At 49.0% G+C, this 18,646-nt stretch carries 19 protein-coding genes and 1 tRNA gene; 4 read left to right on the forward strand and 16 right to left on the reverse strand.

Annotated elements, in window-relative coordinates; translation table 11 throughout:
• Positions 1 to 147 precede the first annotated feature (147 nt).
• The 12 genes from ACZND6_RS01870 to ACZND6_RS01925 form a co-directional block, all read right to left on the reverse strand.
• A complete protein-coding gene (locus tag ACZND6_RS01870) occupies positions 148 to 528 on the reverse strand; it encodes a helix-turn-helix domain-containing protein (protein WP_008810324.1) in 381 nt (126 codons plus the stop codon).
• Between the two features lies 1 nt (position 529).
• On the reverse strand, positions 530 to 1,624 hold the full coding sequence (gene ychF, locus ACZND6_RS01875; protein WP_008810323.1) for a redox-regulated ATPase YchF: 1,095 nt from the start codon (positions 1,622 to 1,624) through the stop codon (positions 530 to 532).
• 2 nt (positions 1,625 to 1,626) lie between these two features.
• Positions 1,627 to 2,085: a 2-thiouracil desulfurase family protein gene (locus ACZND6_RS01880; protein WP_489524331.1), complete on the reverse strand. Its 459-nt coding sequence runs from the start codon at positions 2,083 to 2,085 to the stop codon at positions 1,627 to 1,629.
• Positions 2,060 to 2,665: an aminoacyl-tRNA hydrolase gene (gene pth, locus ACZND6_RS01885; protein WP_489524332.1), complete on the reverse strand. Its 606-nt coding sequence runs from the start codon at positions 2,663 to 2,665 to the stop codon at positions 2,060 to 2,062. The genes ACZND6_RS01880 and pth overlap by 26 nt, the downstream gene beginning before the upstream one ends.
• Entirely contained in the window at positions 2,662 to 4,422 is a 1,761-nt protein-coding gene (locus ACZND6_RS01890; protein ID WP_489524333.1) for a DEAD/DEAH box helicase, read from the reverse strand. Before ACZND6_RS01890 ends, pth begins: the two co-directional genes overlap by 4 nt.
• 106 nt (positions 4,423 to 4,528) lie before the next feature.
• A complete protein-coding gene (locus ACZND6_RS01895; protein WP_489524334.1) occupies positions 4,529 to 5,182 on the reverse strand; it encodes a 50S ribosomal protein L25/general stress protein Ctc in 654 nt (217 codons plus the stop codon).
• Between the two features lie 55 nt (positions 5,183 to 5,237).
• Positions 5,238 to 6,188 carry a ribose-phosphate pyrophosphokinase gene (locus ACZND6_RS01900; RefSeq protein ID WP_008810318.1) on the reverse strand — a complete coding sequence of 317 codons (951 nt, stop codon included), beginning with the start codon at positions 6,186 to 6,188 and terminating at the stop codon, positions 5,238 to 5,240.
• A 73-nt stretch (positions 6,189 to 6,261) separates the two neighbouring features.
• A tRNA-Gln gene (locus tag ACZND6_RS01905) sits at positions 6,262 to 6,337 on the reverse strand.
• A gap of 18 nt (positions 6,338 to 6,355) precedes the next feature.
• Positions 6,356 to 7,207 (reverse strand): 4-(cytidine 5'-diphospho)-2-C-methyl-D-erythritol kinase, encoded by an 852-nt coding sequence (gene ispE / locus ACZND6_RS01910; protein ID WP_489524335.1) that lies wholly within the window; start codon positions 7,205 to 7,207, stop codon positions 6,356 to 6,358.
• Positions 7,204 to 7,707: a lipoprotein insertase outer membrane protein LolB gene (locus ACZND6_RS01915; protein WP_293737596.1), complete on the reverse strand. Its 504-nt coding sequence runs from the start codon at positions 7,705 to 7,707 to the stop codon at positions 7,204 to 7,206. The genes ispE and ACZND6_RS01915 overlap by 4 nt, the downstream gene beginning before the upstream one ends.
• Entirely contained in the window at positions 7,694 to 9,487 is a 1,794-nt protein-coding gene (locus ACZND6_RS01920; RefSeq protein ID WP_489524336.1) for a tetratricopeptide repeat protein, read from the reverse strand. The genes ACZND6_RS01915 and ACZND6_RS01920 overlap by 14 nt, the downstream gene beginning before the upstream one ends.
• A 151-nt stretch (positions 9,488 to 9,638) precedes the next feature.
• Positions 9,639 to 10,931 carry a M20/M25/M40 family metallo-hydrolase gene (locus tag ACZND6_RS01925; RefSeq protein WP_293737598.1) on the reverse strand — a complete coding sequence of 431 codons (1,293 nt, stop codon included), beginning with the start codon at positions 10,929 to 10,931 and terminating at the stop codon, positions 9,639 to 9,641.
• Positions 10,932 to 11,173: 242 nt separating this feature from the next.
• On the opposite strand from ACZND6_RS01925, the gene ahpC reads away from it, so the two are divergent.
• A complete protein-coding gene (gene ahpC, locus ACZND6_RS01930; protein ID WP_300875911.1) occupies positions 11,174 to 11,737 on the forward strand; it encodes an alkyl hydroperoxide reductase subunit C in 564 nt (187 codons plus the stop codon).
• Between the two features lie 69 nt (positions 11,738 to 11,806).
• Here the strand turns inward: ahpC and ACZND6_RS01935 are convergent, their stop codons facing one another.
• The 4 genes from ACZND6_RS01935 to ACZND6_RS01950 form a co-directional block, all read right to left on the reverse strand.
• Positions 11,807 to 12,328: a DUF1857 family protein gene (locus ACZND6_RS01935; protein ID WP_293737600.1), complete on the reverse strand. Its 522-nt coding sequence runs from the start codon at positions 12,326 to 12,328 to the stop codon at positions 11,807 to 11,809.
• A gap of 4 nt (positions 12,329 to 12,332) precedes the next feature.
• Positions 12,333 to 13,433, reverse strand: a complete 1,101-nt coding sequence (locus ACZND6_RS01940; RefSeq protein ID WP_489524337.1) for an amino acid ABC transporter permease — start codon at positions 13,431 to 13,433, stop codon at positions 12,333 to 12,335.
• A complete protein-coding gene (locus ACZND6_RS01945) occupies positions 13,430 to 14,590 on the reverse strand; it encodes an amino acid ABC transporter permease (protein ID WP_489524338.1) in 1,161 nt (386 codons plus the stop codon). The genes ACZND6_RS01940 and ACZND6_RS01945 overlap by 4 nt, the downstream gene beginning before the upstream one ends.
• Before the next feature lie 93 nt (positions 14,591 to 14,683).
• The gene (locus tag ACZND6_RS01950; RefSeq protein ID WP_293737603.1) at positions 14,684 to 15,706 is read right to left on the reverse strand and encodes an amino acid ABC transporter substrate-binding protein; all 1,023 of its coding nucleotides are present in this window, start codon (positions 15,704 to 15,706) and stop codon (positions 14,684 to 14,686) included.
• A gap of 193 nt (positions 15,707 to 15,899) precedes the next feature.
• Between ACZND6_RS01950 and ACZND6_RS01955 the strand changes: the two genes are divergently transcribed.
• From ACZND6_RS01955 to paeA, 3 genes are all read left to right on the forward strand, one after another.
• Positions 15,900 to 16,835, forward strand: a complete 936-nt coding sequence (locus ACZND6_RS01955; protein WP_489524339.1) for a DnaJ C-terminal domain-containing protein — start codon at positions 15,900 to 15,902, stop codon at positions 16,833 to 16,835.
• 10 nt (positions 16,836 to 16,845) lie between these two features.
• On the forward strand, positions 16,846 to 17,151 hold the full coding sequence (locus ACZND6_RS01960) for a hypothetical protein (protein WP_370749131.1): 306 nt from the start codon (positions 16,846 to 16,848) through the stop codon (positions 17,149 to 17,151).
• A 72-nt stretch (positions 17,152 to 17,223) separates the two neighbouring features.
• On the forward strand, positions 17,224 to 18,600 hold the full coding sequence (paeA, locus tag ACZND6_RS01965) for a polyamine export protein PaeA (RefSeq protein ID WP_370749133.1): 1,377 nt from the start codon (positions 17,224 to 17,226) through the stop codon (positions 18,598 to 18,600).
• The last annotated feature ends 46 nt before the right edge of the window (positions 18,601 to 18,646 follow it).

Consider the following 18,646-nt stretch of genomic DNA (forward strand, 5'->3'; position numbering starts at 1 on the left):
GATGATAGTGAGTTGTATTTCTTGCGAAAGTAGGTAGTCTCCGGGCTCTCCATAAAAGACAAACCTCTTGGACCTAACCGTTCAAGAGGTTTTTGTTTATCTGTAGCCGAGAAAATAAAACCTCGGTTTTTAGGCCGAGGTTTTGAGTTAATCAGTTTTTGAGCGCTTCACACTGCGAATCTTTCTCTTTAGGTTTGGCGCCAATCTTTCAAGAGCGTCGATGGTATTGAATACGGAAACCTTTCCTTTTAGAGAAAGAGAGCGGAATTTCTGAAGAAGCAGATCTTCTTCTAATCCGGGAATATGCCTCTCCTCCGTGATGATGTAAAGAACATCAAAGCCAATGGAAGACAAACGAGGCATACGGTAAATTCCGGGATCAGCTAACCCTTCCTCAAATCGAATATAAGCGTCAATAGGAATTCCGAGGAGCTGAGCAATTTGAATCTCGCTGTAGCCCAGCCGCTCTCGTTCCTCTTTGAGGCGATTGCCGATTTCCTGTCTTTGTTTAGTGCTCGTGAGGGCCATATTAAACGTTGAATAAGAAGTTCATGATGTCGCCATCCTGAACAACGTAATCCTTACCTTCTACGCGGAGTTTTCCGGCTTCTTTGGCGCCTGCCTCACCTTTGTACTGTACGAAATCATCGTAACTGATGGTTTGAGCGCGGATGAAACCTCTTTCGAAGTCCGTGTGAATGACGCCTGCAGCCTGCGGTGCTAAATCGCCTTTATGGATCGTCCAAGCTCTTACTTCTTTAACGCCGGCAGTGAAGTATGTCTCCAGTCCGAGAAGCTGATAAGCGGCTCGTATGACACGATTCAGACCAGGCTCGTGCATACCGATATCTTCAAGGAAAATTTGTTTTTCTTCATCCGGAAGATCGGAAATTTCTGCCTCAATCTTGGCGCATACAGCAACCACAGGAGCTTTTTCCTCTACACCGACTGCTTTAACTTCTTCAAGAAGGGCATTATTCTCAAAGCCGTCCTCTTCTACATTGGCAACATACATGACCGGTTTCATCGTCAAGAGACACAGCTGCTTGATGACAGCTTTCTCGTCTTTAGAGAGGTCCACGCTTCTTGCCGGTTTTCCTTCATTGAGGACAGGACGAATCTTTTCTAAAACAGTGACGAGTTTCAGAGCCTCTTTGTCACCGCCGGAACGAGCCTGCTTAGTGTATTTATTCAGCTGCTTATCCACAGAAGCAAGGTCAGCTAAGGCAAGCTCCATGTTGATTACAGAGATGTCTTCGAGAGGGTCGACGTGGCCTGCGACGTGGACGATATTATCGTCATTGAAACAGCGAACGATGTGAGCAATAGCATCGCATTCACGAATATTGGCCAGGAACTGGTTTCCGAGGCCTTCGCCTTTGCTTGCACCTGCAACTAAACCTGCAATGTCTACGAATTCGACCGTTGCCGGGACAATTCTTTGCGGAGAAACAATTTCAGCTAACTTTGCTAAACGAGGGTCAGGTACTTCAACAATACCGACATTAGGCTCAATCGTGCAGAAAGGATAATTCTCTGCCGCAATTCCAGCTTTTGTTAACGCGTTGAATAATGTGGACTTACCAACGTTAGGTAAGCCTACGATTCCGCATTTCAAACCCATCTTTATTCCTTTACAGTTTTGAGCCACGCATCAAGTTCTGACTCATTAATGACTTTAACGCCGTTTTTAAGCAGTAAATCGGAAGTGATTCCGTTTCCGTTAATTAAGCAACCGGAAAACGTTCCGTCGTAGATTTTTCCAAATCCGCAAGACGGACTTTTAGACTTTAAAACAGCAAGTTGGATGCCGTAATTCTTGCAGATATTCAGAGCCTCGTGGGCTCCTTTTAAGAAAAAAGTTGAAAGAACCTGTCCGCTTTGCGTTAAGACTTCGCGATCTCTTGAAATTTCAGCCGGTTGGCGGGGACAAGGGAGACCGCCCAAAACTTCCGGGCAGACTCCGACGAGATTAAATTTTTCTTCAAGGGCTATAAGCTGCTCTTTTGGCAAAGGTTTTGAAGTTTTGTCGTAACGTACCTTGCGGCCCAAAAGGCAGCTACTTACGAGGATCGTTTTTTTCATTAAGAATTGACATAGCACGGGAAAAATCTCTCTCAACAATTTCATCTATGCAGCTCAAGGCCTTTTTGATTGCTGAAGAGATAAGTTCCTGATCTTCTTTCGGGGGACGAGATAAAACATAGTCAGCAACAGGAATTTGAAGCTGCCTGTCCCGCGGGTGGCCGATACCGATTCTTAGACGAACAAAGTCGGAGCTGCCGAGGCAGGAAACAATACTTTTGAGACCGTTGTGTCCTGCAGAGCCTCCGCCGATTTTTAATCTGGCCGTTCCCGGGAGGAGATCAAGCTCGTCATGCGCGACAAGGATTTCCGAAGGAGTTATTTTGTAAAAAGCGCTGACAGCCGCAACTGCTTTCCCTGATAAATTCATCAGGGTGGAGGGTTTTAGAAGGATGACTTCCACCCCTCCGATCCTAGCCTTTGCAACATCACCAAAAAATTTCCGATCCGCCTGAAATCGTGCCCCGTACTCATTAGCAACTTCATCAACAAAATGAAATCCTGCATTATGTCTTGTGCCTTTATAGGCGTCTCCGATATTCCCCAGCCCGACAATCAGACGGATACTTGTATTGCTCATTTGTATGCTTTCTTGTTCCCTTTGCCTTTGCGTGAAGGTTTCTCAGAATCTTTTCCTTCCTTTTTACTCGGATAGGATTTCGGAGAGCCTTCCCGGTCGTATCTTACTACGCACTGGCGTCCTTTGATGAAGGCATCCCTCAGAGCGTAAATAACATCCTGAGCGACATTCTCATCAACTTCAACAAGCGAGAATCTGTCTGCAATATCAATTGAACCGATCAACTTAGAAGGTATTCCGGCTTCATTAGCGATCGCGCCGACAAGGTCCTGAGGACGGACTCCGGCATCACGACCGGCTCCGATGAAAAGACGCACCATACCTTGAGAGAGCTCGCGTGGACCTCTCTCTTTGCGCGTACGTTCGCCTCTTTCACCTCTGTCGCGTCGGTCTTCTCGAGGCGCTTTCTTCCAAGAAAGATCATCAGGAAGTTCGATTTCGGATACATCCTTCCAATTTGCTTCATTCGCAAATTTCACGGCTGCAGCGGCCACGTCGAGGATATCAAATTCGTCTGCGAGGTTTTCAACGACAGAGCGATACTTGCCTAAGTCGGACTCATTAACCAGAATTTCGTGGATGGAACTTCTTGTAAGATCCAGTCTCTTTGCGTGTACGTCGGTAGCAGTCGGAACGGACAGTAAAGTAATTTTTCTCTTTGTTAAGCGTTCAATGTTCTTGAGCAAACGGCTTTCGCGAGGTTCCAAAATCGTAATCGCAGTGCCTTCTCTTCCTGCGCGTCCGGTTCTACCGATACGGTGGACGTAAGTTTCAGCAGAAGACGGAATGCCGAAATTAATAACATGAGTCAGGTGATCAATGTCAATTCCTCGTGCAGCGACGTCGGTTGCGACGATAACGTCAACCTGTTCTGCTCTTGCGCGTTTCATCACGCGGTCGCGCTGTGCCTGGTCTAAGCCGCCATGGAGAGGCTCAACGCTGTAGCCTCTGCCGCGGAGGGATTCAGCAAGCTCATCGACTTCGTTTCGTGTACGTGCGAAAACAATGGCAAGTCGAGGACTTTCAATATCCAAAATTCTGCCCAATGCAGCGGTTTTGTGATTTCGTCCGACGATGTAGGCAGACTGTTTAACCTTCGGCTGTTCTCCTTCCGGAACTTTTTCTTTCGGAATGAGGATATGGAAGGCATCATGCAAATGGTTTTCGGCAATCTTTGCGATTTTCGGCGGCAAGGTGGCTGAGAAAAGTGCGGTCTGACGTTTTTCCGGAAGAGCTGCAAAGATCGCTTCCAGATCTTCCGCAAATCCCATATCCAGCATTTCGTCGGCTTCGTCCAGCACGACCGCTTTAATTTCAGTCAGGTTAAGTGTTCCTCGCCGGATATGGTCAAGAGCTCTGCCAGGTGTTGCTACAACGATCTGAACACCTCTGGAAAGAGCTTTGATTTGGCGAGAGTAATCTTGTCCGCCGTACACCGGCAAAACGTAAACGCCTGAGCTTCTGGCAAAGCTATTGATAGCTTCTGAAACTTGAATACAAAGTTCTCGGGTAGGTGTGAGAATCAGCACCTGAGGTTTGCCGGGCTCGGTATCCAAACAATAACGCTGAATCAGCGGAAGAGAGAAGGCAGCAGTTTTTCCGGTACCGGTGGCAGCCTGACCCAGAACGTCTCTCCCTTCTAAAAGAACAGGGATAGCTTTCGTTTGAATTGGGGTCGGTTCTTCAAAACCTAATGAAGAAAGGGAATTAACAAGATTTTCTGAGAGCCCTAACTCTAAAAAAGGATTGGCGGACAATTATCTACTCCGAACTTGTGCATTATTAAGTGACTGCACATTATGGATAAAAAATACGCCGCAGACTTCTGCGGCGTACATTTTGAGCAACCTAAAGCTTATTAAATTAAGCCTTTTCTGCGCCTTCCTCAGCGGATTTCTCTGCAGTAGCAGGAACAGCGTCAGCCGGTACGGCAGGAGCTTCGTCAGAGGTGCTTTCTTCAGCAACGACAACAGCAGAAGCAACTGTCGGATCTTCTTCAGGCTTCAGGACGGCTGTGACGCCTTCCGGAAGAACGAGGTCAGAAACGTGAACCGGTTTATCAACTGTAAGACCGGAGAGGTCGACTGTGATGAATTCGGGCAGCTGGTCGGGCAAGCAGGAAACCAGAAGCTCTGTGAGAGCGTGGTTAACGTTGGTCTTATCAACTGTAACAGCCGGGGATTTTTCCTCACCGACGAAATGCAGCGGTACATTCATGCGGATCTGTTCATCAGCGGAAATACGCTGGAAGTCGATATGCAGAACCTGCGGTTTGTACGGATGCATTTGGAAAGAACGAAGCAGGACACGTTCGGACTTACCATCGAGGACCATCTCAAGGATGGAGGCATGGAATTTTTCCTTGCGGAGAGCGTGGAAAATTTCGTTGTGATCAAGTTCGATAGGGGTAGCAGCAACCTTACCACCGTAGACGATGCCAGGAAGCTTTTCCGCACGGCGAAGGCGGCGGCTCGCACCCGTACCTTGCGCTTTACGTGTGACAGCAGTGAATTTCATTTAAATAAACTCCAAAAATAAAACTGTCAGCCGCGACCAGCCGACAGTGGGGTATCTATTCGGCAAACAAACTGCTTACCGAGGACTCGCAAGCAATGCGAGAAATTGTTTCGCCCAGAAGAGAAGAGCAGGACAACTGTCTGATCTTCGGGCAGTCAAGTGCATCTTGACGAAGCGGGATTGTATCAGTAACGACCACTTCATCGAGAGCAGAATTTGTAATTTTTTCTACGGCGTTGCCGGAGAAAACGGGGTGTGTTGCGTAAGCAAGCACTCTCTTGGCGCCGCGGGCTTTAAGAGCATCTGCAGCATGGCAAAGGGTTCCCGCAGTATCAACGATGTCATCGACGATCACGCAAGTGCGACCTTCGATTTCTCCGATGATGTTCATTACTTCAGATACGTTGGCTCTGGGACGGCGCTTATCAATAATTGCGAGATCGCACTCCATGCGTTTGGCGACGGCACGTGCGCGAACGACACCGCCGACGTCCGGAGATACGACAACCAAATCAGAATAGTTATGCTTCCACAAATCGCCTAAAAGGATCGGGCTGGCATAAATATTGTCTACCGGAACATCAAAGAAGCCCTGGATCTGGTCCGCATGAAGGTCCATCGTCAGAACTCGGTCGATGCCTGCAGCCTGGAGCATATTGGCAACAACTTTCGCGCTGATAGCTACACGAGTTGAGCGGGGACGTCTGTCCTGGCGTGCATAGCCATAGTAAGGAATAACTGCAGTAATACGAGCGGCGGAAGCTCTGCGGAGCGCGTCGACCATAATGACTAATTCCATCAAATTGTCATTTGTCGGCTGGCAAGTAGGTTGGATGATGAAAACGTCGCGGCCGCGAACATTTTCATTTAATTCGACCTGAACTTCCCCGTCAGAGAAGCGGCTGACCGTTGCACGGCCAAGAGGAATATTGAGGTGTTGAACTACAGCTTGTGCTAATTTCGGGTTAGCGTTGCCTGAAAAGACCATCAGGCTGTCTGGAACCATTTGGACCATGATTGTGCTCGATCAACTGAGTGAAAAAACGCAAAAATAAAAGACGAGAAGCTCGTCCGAAAATTGGCAGGGGAGGAAGGAGTCGAACCTTCGCGTGCCGGGATCAAAACCCGGTGCCTTAACCACTTGGCTACTCCCCTACGTACAGCAGACCTAAATCAGACCCAGTCGTAAAGCGGGTGAAATTTAAGACTCCTGAATGCCCATTGTCTCCAACCTATGGGTAGATTAGAAATCAAACGCACTTCTGCGCCCGATTTTACCGCGTAAAACACTGCTGAACCTGAGCCGGTCATTCGGGCTTTTCCTAACTGCTTCAAGCAGTTAATCGCCTCTTTCACTGAAGGACAGATATCTGCCGCCACAGGTTCGAGATCGTTGTGCCCGAAATCTAGCGGCAGGCGAAGCAAAGCCGCGCTAGAGGAATTCGTAATTCTGATGGAATCCGTGTTTCTTGTCAAATTAGGACTTTTGAACACTTCAGCGGTAGGAACACTCATGCCGGGAAAAACAACAGCCCCCTCGAAATCGTCAATAACGACAGGCCTCAGGACTTCTCCGACACCTTCAGCAAAAGCTGTCTGTCCGAAGATAAAAAAGGGGACATCAGCCCCAAGCGTGACAGCCAGATTTAAAAGTTCGTTACGCTTTTTGTTGATGTTCCACAATCTATTGAGCGCAATCAGACAAGTCGCTGCGTCGGAGGAGCCTCCGCCCATGCCCGCTCCGTCGGGTATGTTCTTGCGGACAGTAATGCGGACGCCCAAATTCGGGGCAAATTGCTGCATGAGCTTTGCTGCTCTATAACAGAGATCTTTTTCCAAGGCCCAGCGGGTGTCACCTTCTCGAATGATTTTGGGTTCATTGAGAACTTCAAAATCAAGATAATCGCACAAGTCGATCATGCTGAAGACAGATTCCAGCAGGTGCATACCGTCCGGTTTTCTGCCGACGACATGCAAAAACAAATTAAGCTTTGCCGGGGCGGGCAGATTCAAGCAGCATTTCACGGCTCTCTCCTTGGCAGGATTGTCAGCGTCACTCGAGAATCGGTCGAGGGTACGTAGCCTTCGGCTCTAATGCGCAGCGCTCCTCCCTTATCTTCGGATTTCACATTCCAGTCGTAGGAATTGAAGTCATCCGCGTTTTTATCGTTTTTAAGCCAAGCCAGAAGGCGGTCGAGACTTAAAGGTATTCCAATGACCTGATTAACCAGGGCAGATGAATTTCGTGCCTTGTAAGTTTCATTATCGGAGTTAACCAGTGTGCATTCTTCCGGCGTTTCTTCGATGGAGGCGATTTTGGTTCCGAAAGGTCCGTTTATGTTCAGAACCTTTTTCTCAGGCAAAACGATCAGCCGAAAAGATCCGCTGTGTCTGTCCACCGAGATTCCGGATTTAGAGGCAACCGAGAATCGTCCCGTCCACACCTCTGCATTTTGAGGGATGAGAGTAGTACAGGAGCACAGTACAAGAAGGCAGAGAAGCGCTAGGAAATTAATTTTGCGCATTTGGCATCTTTAGGCATTTTTTCAATGTGGTGAGCTCTGTCGCATCAGGCCAAAGCTTTTCGGCTTCTTTCAGAACTTCGGCAGCTTTGCGTTTATTGCCTTGTGCCCAATAAACCTCAGCAAGGTGCAGATAAATATCGAGCTCTTTCTGAAGTTTTAATGCATCGTTCAAATACTCAACTGCTTTAGCGTATTTTTTCTGCTTGAAGGCCAGCCAGCCTTTGGAGTCCAGAATGTACGGATTCCTCGGATCAAGCTGATAAGCCTGGTTGATGTACCGTTCTGCCTCCTTGATGCGTTTAGTCTGCTCTAAGAGCGTGTAACCAAGCGAGTTATAAGCGTTGGCAAAGCCCGGATCGATTTCTATGGCTTTCTTTAAGTGGAATTCCGCCGTTTTAATGTCGTCAAGCCGCTCGGCAAGCAGGGCAGCTTCGTAATGAAGCGCTTTTGAATAAGGCGTGGTGATTAGCGAAGCATTCAGGGCATCAAAAGCGGCTTTCTCTCCATTTGTTTCCAGAAGGATGCGTGCCTTAAACAACGCTGCTTCCTCGACGATGGCAGGTTCCTGATCCTCTTTTATCGTCTTGAGCGCTTTCAGGGCGTCATCCCATTTAGATTCTCGAGAATAAATATTTGCCGTCTGAAGTGCTGAGGCAGCCGATAACTTTCCTTTGACTTTAGAAGCGTAGTCCAAAGCTTTTGGCAGCTCTTTTTCATCAGCGGCAATATCACTCAGCAGCAGATAGGCGCGTGAGAGATTTTCATCGTCCGGATTGTTTTTCAGGCGTTCTACGACAGACTCAAGAATGGATTTTGCCTTCTTGGTGTCGGAAATTTGCACATAGCTAATTGCAAGGGCAATCAGGTAGCGATCATCATCCCTGTATTCCCTTTCCAAAGAGTCTAGAGCAGAGAAATTTTTTGTCTGGAAAAGCAGCTGTGAATAGGCGTCGCGAATACGAACGGCTTTCGGATTTTTCTTTAAGTACCGAGCTAAGATTTGCTCAGCCTCTTTTGGATTGGTCCGAAGCAGGGCACTTCCGTAAGTTAAAGCGGTTTCTTCATTCTCAGCGAGTTTGAAAGCGTTTTTAGAGTATTTTTCCGCGGCGGCTACGTTGCCGTTTAAAGCCTCTAACCGAGCCAACCCAAGCTGAGTTTGATAGAGTTTGGAATACTTTCCGGTAACCGTTCGGAAAAAGGATAAAGCCTTTGCCTTGTCCTTCATTAAAGCCAGCTGGGTCTGGAGTTTAATAATCTCAGCTCCTCTGTCTTTAGATTTAGCTAAGAAGGCCCCGGCGGTCCCGGCGACTTTATCCAGCTCGTTGGAAACAATGCCGCTGGCAATAAATGCTTCCTGGGCTTTGGGGTTGTCAGGAGAGAGCTTGATCCACTCGGAGACGGCTTTTTGGAATTCTTTCGGAGCGTTTAAGGCAAGCGCGATTTGTGCAGCGCGCTCGGCAATTCTCGGATCGCCGGTTTCTTCAGCGAGCGTAAGGTAGGTCTGGTAAGCCGCACCGGGCTGACCTCTCTGGAGGGCAATTTCGCTTGCGATAAGCTGAAAAAGAATGCGGCTCGTCAGATTGACTTCGGGGATTGACGGGTCGGCAGACGCACTCTCATTTTCTTTGGCGGCAGATTGTTCTGCCGTAGTCTTCGCAGGGGCGGCCGCCTGAGGTGTCGCTGCGGAATGTTCTGCGGCAATCGTTCGGTTCCCGGACAAAGGAACACCAAGCGCGATTAATAACGCCGAAACGAGAATAAATTTCAATTTGCCGGACACACCAAACACCATTTCTCAGAAAGAAGTTATTGATTCGGGAAGTGTAGCCGAAACAAAAGAAGGCTAGCCTTTTCGCTGCAGCTTTGTTCCCAAAAAGCAAAGAACTCGCCTCCGTTGAGAGGCGAGTTCAGATCGGCTAATAAAAAAGCTGTTAGGAAGCCGTGCGCTTCGGAAGAAGCGGCTTAGTCTGACCTTCTAAACCGACGAGCGAGAGAACCGTCATGAGGGCTAACTGCGGGCCGAGGTAAGAATCGGTCGAGTCATACCATTCCGTCAGGCTGTGGTTGTGTCCTTCGGATCCGCCGCCACCGATCGTGGTTGCGGGGATGCCTAGGCTAAGCGGAACATTTTGATCGGTACTTGCGCAGTCATAGGAGCGTAGCTCAATGCCGACGGCCTTCATTGCGCCGCGTGCGGCTAAAAGGACAGGGCTGGAGTCGGGCTGGTCTCCGGCAGGACGATGTCCGATCGGATCAATAATGACTTTAATCTTATTTTCTTCGGAAGCGTTCCATCGTTTGTTTTCTTCTTCGCAAGCTTCGGTCAGAAGCGGAAGGACCTGATCGACAATTTTGTTCAATTCATCATTGTTGATTGAGCGAGTGTCGATTTCCATCGTGGCTTTTGCAGCGATGGAGTTAACAGTAGAACCTCCGACGACGGTACCGACAGTGAAAGTCGTTTTCGGAGTCTCAGGGACATTGAGGTCGGCAATTTTTGCAATGGCACGGCCTAATGCATGCGTGGCACTGGGGATTCCGAATGCGGCCCAGCTGTGACCTCCCGGACCTTCGTAGGTGACACGAAAACGGCGGGAACCGGTGGAGCCGTGAAGAAGCTGAGCAACGCAGGCAGAGTCTACGGAAATGAAGCCGTCAATGTGCTCCTCCTTAGAAGAGAACAAGTATTTTCCTCCGCGCAGGTCTCCGTTGCCTTCTTCTCCTACGCTTCCGATAAAGAGCAGATCGCCCTCGGTCTGGATATTGAATTTCTGAAGGGTGCGCAGCACTTCTAATACGACAGCTAAGCCGCGGGCGTCATCCGAAATTCCGGGGGCATAGTATTTTGTTCCTTCCTGTCGAACCTTTACATTTGTTCCGGCAGGGAAGACCGTGTCGAGATGGGCGCCTAAAACTAAACGCGGACCGTTTCCTTTACCCGGACGAGTGCCGATCACATTGCCTTCCTTATCAATGCGAACATTAGTCAGGCCTAGCTCGCGAAGCCTGTCTGCAAAGTAAGCGGCCCTGACTTCTTCATGAAAAGGAGGAGCTTCGATCTCTGTCAGAGCGATCTGGTCAGCCATAGTGAGCTGCTCTTCTTCCTTAATTTGCTTCAGAGCATCTTTGACGACGGGATTGTTTTCCAGGATTTTGAAAGTTTCATTGACACTTTCGGGAAGAGGCGGCAGAACCGGGGCTTCTTTTGGCAATGGACCGGACATGTAAGCTCCTAAAAATAGAGAAATGAGCTTTCGATAATAGCGGTAAGTGGGTGATTTAACAAGAAATATCGCGTTACAAAATCTTCGATCTATTTCTAAATGTTAATTATTTGAAAAATATAAAGAAAATATTAAAAATACGAAGTAAAGAATCGCTTTAATCCCAAAATGAATTTTTAAGGTTGCGAAACCCTCTCAATTACTCTATCTTGCTCAGACAAACATTTTTAGGAGTAAAACTCATGTCTTTAGTAGGAACACAGCTTCAGCCCTTCAGCGTCGAAGCCTTCCAGGGCTTCGAATTCAAAAAGATCACAGACGCAGACCTGAAAGGCAAATGGTCCGTGGTTTTCTTCTACCCGGCTGACTTCACTTTCGTTTGCCCGACCGAGCTCGAAGATCTGGCTGACAACTATGAAGAGTTCAAGAAGATCGGTTGCGAAATTTATTCCGTTTCTACCGATACACACTTCACACACAAAGCCTGGCACGATTCTTCCGAAGCCATCAAGAAGGTTGAATTCCCGATGCTCGGCGACCCGACAGGTCAGATGACTCGTAACTTCGGTGTCATGATCGAGAGCGCTGGTCTTGCTCAGCGCGGTACTTTCGTGATCAATCCTGAAGGCCGTATCGTCATTTGCGAAATCCATGACGAAGGCATCGGCCGTGACGCTAAAGAGCTTCTCCGTAAGGTTCAGGCCGCTCAGTTCGTGGAAGCCAACCCCGGAATGGTTTGCCCGGCCAAATGGAAACCCGGTCAGAAGACCTTGAAGCCTTCCATTGACTTGGTTGGCAAGATCTAATTCTGAAGTTATTCAGCGTTAAATGAAGAAGGGGCCGCATCTGCGGCCCCTTCGGTGTTAATGCCTCTTTTATTGAACGGTTTTGGCGAGGGCGTCTTTCTCCAGTTGAGCCGCTACGGCCTTGCAGACCTCGCCGTCCTTCCAAGCCCAGGCCCGGAATAAAAACTGGCGGTATTCTTTTTCCTCCGCAGTTTGTTCCGCCTGATTTTCGTCTAGGTTTTGCGCATAAATAAAGTGCAGAACGAAGCCTTCTGCCGTTTCTTCCAAAACAATCTTTAACTGAGACTCAGTCCCCGCAGCCGTTGCATCAATCGTGGTTGTTATGGATTTTTCCGGATCAAGTTCGTGATGTTCAACAATTGTTTGACCGCCGTTTTGTCCGGAAAGTTTGATTTCCAGGTCGATCCTTTCCTTTTCTTCAACGGTTTCACTCTTTAAGGGCTTGCTGTCAAGGAAGAAGTCCAGGTATTCATGTCGATTCAGATAAGCTTTCTTGAGCGCTTCCCAAACCTGTTTACGGGGCACGCCTGCCAATTCAGGATCGATGTCGCACAAGGCGATGCTGTGTTGAAAAACTTCTTTTAAAGCCATGACGTTAATGTTCCTTTTTTGCTGAGAGAGCCGCCTGTTCTTTGCTGCGCTGGATGCGTTTTTCGAGCCAGATACTGTATCGAGACATAATCAGGCTGAACACAAAATAAATGATGGCAATAAATAGGTAGCCTTCCAAGAAGAAGTTGCGCCAATTGGGATCACCCAAAGCAAGACGCAGGCTGCCGGTTAAGTCATACATGGAGACGATTGTCACCAGCGACGTATCCATGAACGTCGAAAGAAGATTGTTCACGAACGCAGGTATGACGGTGACCAATGCCTGCGGGAGAATAACCGAAGTGTAGATTTGGTACTTAGAGAGCCCCAAGGATGCGGCCGCTTCATATTGTCCTTTTGGAATCGTCTGAAGTCCGCCTCGAATGGTCTCAGCCATGTAAGCCGCCTGGAAAAGAACGATACCGATCACAATTCGCCAAAATGCATCGATCCTAAAACCGGGCGGAAGGATCAGCGGAAAAATAAAGGATGCGACAAATAAAACAGTAATTAGAGGGACTCCGCGCACGAGCTCAATGTAACCGATGCAGAGCATTCGGATCGCAGACATTTTGGAGCGTCGTCCGAGTGCCAGCAGGATGCCTAACGGCGTAGAGGCCGTCATGCCGAAGAGCGTCAGGATAATAGTCAGCGGCAGACCGCCCCAGTAGTCTGGGTCGATTTTTGACAGACCGAAGCAGCCGCCCAGCATCAGAACGAAAAATGAGCCTAAGGCGAGGACCCAGCCCGCGGTCAGAATTTTGCAGCCGGTGCGGTTCCAAAGCTGAGGAAAGGCCGAGATGATCAGCATCAGGATGACGCCGCCGGTCGCTGCCGCGGCTCTCCACTGCTCGTCATAAGGGAAGCGACCGAATAAAATCAGGCGCCACTTCTCTGTCACGAAGCCCCAGCAGGCGCCGTCGTGGTTATTCATACAAGCTTTAAAGTCAGCTCTGAAAATGGCATCTGAAACGCCCCATCTCCAGGCATACCATCCCGCAGCTCCGATTAAGAGGAACAAACCGATAGTAACGACGGACGCAATCGGAGAGTAAAAAAACGACCTCCACAGATTTGCAGGAAAAGCGCTTTGAGGTCTCTTCATCGGCTTCCCCTAATGACAATTCTGTTGATGCTGTTCATTACTACAGAAATCACCAGATTTAGGAACAGATAAACAGACATGATGATCACGATGACTTCGAGGGCCTGTCCGTTGAGGTTGATGGTTGAATTTCCGATCGAAACTAAATCCGGATAACCCACCACGACAGCCAGGGAAGAGTTTTTTGTTAGGTTCATGTACTGGCTGGCCAGAGGCGGAATAGCCAGTTTCAGAGCCTGGGGAAAAATGACATAGCTGATGGCTTCTAGGCGTGTCATCCCAAGCGCTTCAGCGGCATGCCACTGGCCTTTCGGCACTGCTAATACGCCTGCACGGATAATTTCAGCAATTGAAGAAGAAGTAAAGAATGTCAGCCCGATCCACAGCGCCAAAAACTCAGGAGAAAGAGATGCTCCCCCTTCAATGGCGAAGCCCTGCAGTTCCGGTTTAGACCATCCGCCGAAGAATCCAAAACACAGCCAAGCAATTCCGCCCACGGCAATTGCGCCGGAAAGCGATAAAACCGTTGAGATCAAGCCGGTATAAATTTTGAGGAGGAGGGGACGCGCGACGAAGAAAGCTAAAGCGGCAGTCAGAAAGGACCAAGCGCAGGCGACGGCATTGGACCGCGGTACGGCAAATTGAAGTCCCGCCTTAGAGAGGAGTCCCCAAGAGCCGAATTTCACCGCTTCCATAGAATCCGGAAGCAGCTCGGTGATGATGAGGTAGATCAGGAGAAGCTGTACGATGAGCGGGATGTTGCGGTAAAACTCGACGTGCGCTGCACCTAAAAATTTCAGAAGCGGATGTTTTGACAACCGCATAAGGCCGATGATGACGCCAAGGACCGTCGCCGTAATGATGGAAACGACGGAAACTTTGATGGTATTGAGCAGTCCGACAAGAAAGGCTTTGAAATAAGCTTCCGTAGAACTAAAAGAGATGAGAGACTCACCTATTTCAAAGCCTGCCTGTTCATGGAGAAAGGCGAAACCGGAATGAATATTTCTGGCTGCGAGGTTGGCAGAAATATTGAAGATGAAGCTGCCGAAAATAATGGTGAGGACCACAAGTATGGCGGACTGCCATATAAAGGCCTTACGTTTTCTGCTTGCTTCCCTTTTGAGCCATGCGGCGTCACCGTGCGGGTGATTCATTATCTTGTACTAATTTGTTTTTGATACTGCGGAATTGCGGCAGGAATACAAAATTCCATGCCGCAATTAAATATAAATTAAAAATGGAATCGGTTAGCGGACGGGAGGAGCGTAGAGAATGCCGCCGTTGGTCCACTGATTATTGATTCCGCGAGGGAGAGCCAGCGGAGTCTTCGGTCCTAAGTTTCTTTCAAAACTTTCACCGTAGTTGCCGACCTGCTTAACAATGCGGTAAGACCAGTCTTTATCCAGGCCGAGGAGTTTGCCCATATCTTCACCGGAGCCGAGGAGGCGCTTGACGTTCGGATCTGTCGAAGTTTTACGGAGCTCATCGGCATTTGCCTGAGTGATGCCTTTTTCTTCGGCTTCGATGAACGCATTGAGCACCCAGCGGGCAATCTGGAACCATTCGTTATCACCGCGGCGGACGGAAGGTCCGAGAGGTTCCTTAGAGATAACTTCAGGCAGAATCACATAATCATCGGGGTTAGCAACTTTCGTTCTTGCGCCGGCCAAGTCACTCATATCGGTTGTGTAAACCTGGCATCTGCCAGAGAGGAAAGCACCTTGAGTCGCTTCAGTAGTGTCAAAAAGAACGGCTTTGTATTTCATGCCGTGAGACTTGAAGTAATCGGCGACGCTGGGCTCGCTGCTGGTGCCGGACTGAACGCAGATTGTGGCTCCGTTCAGTTGCTTAGCGGATTTTACGTTTAATTTTTTAGGAACTAAGAAGCCCTGACCGTCGTAGTAGTTGGTTCCCACAAAGACTGCACCTAAAGAAGCATCGCGAGTCAGGTTCCAGGTTGTATTTCTGGCGAGAACATCAACTTCACCGGCCTGAAGAGCGGAGAAACGCTGCGGGGAGTTCAGGGGGACGAATTTCACTTTATTGGCGTCGCCGAGAACAGCGGCGGCTAACGCACGGCAATAATCGACGTCTAAGCCGGTCCAGTTGCCTTTGCTGTCTGCATTAGAGAAGCCGGGCGCAGCAGTATTGACACCGCACACGACAACATCGTTGGCCTTAACTTTATCCAAGACCGGACCTGCAAAGGCAGGGGCGGCAAGAGAGAGGGATACGGCCGCTAAGGCGCCGGCCAGAATGGTTTGATTCATTTGAGATTCTCCGGTTGGAAAGATGATTAATTTTTAACACATTGAAACCCGCTTCAACCGTCTTTGAGGGAAAACTTGTGGACAGACGCCTTCATCGCGTCGGAATTACGAATAGATTGCCCATTTTTAGACGGTCGGGAGATTAATTCGCCTTAAAAGGTACAAACTGAGACGATCACACAGGGGACTTGTTATGGAATACAAGGATTACTACAAAATTTTAGGCGTGGATCGCTCGGCTTCGGAAGCCGATATTAAGAAGGCCTTCCGAAAGCTGGCACATAAATATCACCCGGATGTCTCCAAAGAAAAGGATGCTGAAGCTAAGTTCAAGGATGTGAACGAGGCCTACCAAACTCTGTCCGATCCGGAAAAGAAAGCAGCTTACGACCAGCTCGGTCAGCGCAGAGAAGGCAGTAGTTTTGAACAGCCTCCCGGATGGGGCGGTTTCGGTGGCGGTGCTTCGCACGGCTTTGAAGGCTTTGATTTTGGCGGTGGCGGATTTGATTTCGCTGATTTGTTCTCTCATATGGGAGGCGGCGCTCGTGCCGCACGTCCGCAGGCCGGTGAGGATTTGAACGCAGAAGTTCAAATTACTCCGGAACAGGCTTTTAACGGAACAACCGTGAGTATCTCTCTGCGCGAGCCGGAAGAAACAGCTGACGGTCGAGTGCGCCATGTTACTAAGACCTTGGAAATTAAGGTTCCGGCAGGCACGATCGACGGACAGAAGATGAGAGTGACCGGCAAGGGCGGCCCGGGTTACAACGGCGGTCCGAACGGTAACCTGTACATCACGATTAATATCATTGAGGAAGGCCGCTTCAAGGTTGAAGGAAGAGACGTCTATCAGACCGTTCCTCTGGCCGACTTCGAAGCTGTTTTGGGTGCCGAAGTCGTTGTGCCGACACTCTCGGGAGGGAAGATTTCCGTCAAGATTCCGGCCGGTGCCAAGGCTGGACAGAAGATTCGTATCGGCGGCAAGGGCTTCCCGAACAAGAAAGGACCGGCAGGCGATATGTATTTGGTGATCTCGATCGTTGTTCCGTCCGCTCCTTCTGACGAAGTGAAAGAGCTCTATCAGAAGATAGCGGAAGCCTCGAAATTCAACCCGAGAGAAAACCTGTAGGAGATAAACGATGAGTCAGATGATTGTTACGGAAGTGCAGACCACGTTCAGTCCCGAAGAACTGCAGGAAGTAAGCGGGCTGCCCGCGGAGATTTTTAATGAGATTAGGGATCTGGGCGCGCTGGATGAATTTTTAGATCACGGACGATATGTTTCCCGCAGTTTTGTGGTGATCCGCAAGGCCGCCAGACTGCGCAGAACCTTTGATCTTCAGAGTGATGCTTTGGCGCTGTTGATTCACTACATGGCCGAAGCTGATGCTTTGAAAGACAAGATCAGACATTACCAGCTTGGGAACATCAATCCTTACTTGTAAGAGGAATCTCTGAATCTTCTTATGTTTGGACGTTCCTTTTGGTAGGCTTATACGGGAAAGGAAAGAACAAACATGGATTTATCTTTAAAACTTTTATCTATCTTCGCTCTGATCGTGGCGGCCGCCTACTTCGCCATATCGGAAATCTCTCTCGCCGGTTCCCGCCGAGTCAGGCTGACTCAAATGGCCGAGAACGGTGACAAGCGCGCTCAGGAAGTCATCAATCTGCAGGAAAAACCCGGACCGTTTTTCTCTGTTATTCAAATCGGCATTAACGCGGTCGCGATCCTCGGCGGTATTGTTGGTGAAGCCGCTTTCACAGATGTGTTTGCCGGCCTGTTTAAATGGTTTGTTCCGGCTCAGTATTTAGAGACAACATCGTTTTTGTGTTCATTCCTCCTAATCACGATGTTGTTCATCATCTTTGCCGACCTCCTGCCGAAACGCATCGGTCTGACCAATCCGGAAAAAATTTCCGTCCGTTTGATCGGTTCCATGCAGGTCCTTATCAAAGTTTTGAAGCCTTTTGTTTGGCTGCTGACAGTTATTTCCAACGCTTTGATGAAACTGTTCGGACTGCCGACTCAAAATAAAAACAAGATTACGAGTGAAGACATCGTCGCAACAGTGGACGCAGGCGCGGCTGCCGGTTTGATCGCGCCGAGCGAACAGGCTGCGATTGAAAATGTGATGGACTTGGAAAGCCGTTTGGTTCCGAGCGCGATGACGGCACGAGAATATGTCGTTTATTTCACGCTGGATGAGAGCTATGAAAGTATTGCGAAGAAGATTGCTTCCAGCCCTCACAATAAATTCCCTGTATGTGATCGAGACATTGACCACGTTATCGGCTATGTGGACTCGAAAGATATCCTTCGCCGAGTCATTGAAGGAAAGACCTTTTCTCTTAAAGATCAGAACTGCATTTCTTCTCTTCCGGCTGTTCCCGACTCACTGACACTGTCGGAAGTTTTGGACCTCTTTAAAACCCAGCGCTCCGACTTTGCGGTGGTGCTGAATGAGTACGCCCTGACCGTCGGTGTGATTACCTTGAACGACATTATGAGCACCGTCATGGGAGAGTTCGTTTTGACGCCGGATGAGGCCCAGATTGTTCAGCGTTCCGACGGTTCGTGGCTGATAGACGGCGCGACTCCGATCGACGACGTTGAACGTGTGTTTGATTTCGGTCAGCTGCCGGAGGACGAAACTTATGAAACCTTAGCCGGCTTCATGATGTATATGCTTCGTAAGATTCCGAAGTTAACGGATCACATTGAGTACGGCGGTTATCGATTTGAAGTCATCGACGTCGAACGTCACAGAATCGACCAGATTCTGGTGACCAAAATCGGTTCAAAGGATGAGGAAAAGAAACCCGTACTTCCTGAGGGCTCATCTGAGCCGGATAAGGATGCCGCAGCGCCTGCGGACGAGGAGCATAAATAAAATGAGAACGGGCGACATATCTCCCGTTCTCATTCCAGTCAAACCT

This window comes from Parasutterella sp. (genome assembly GCF_057870745.1).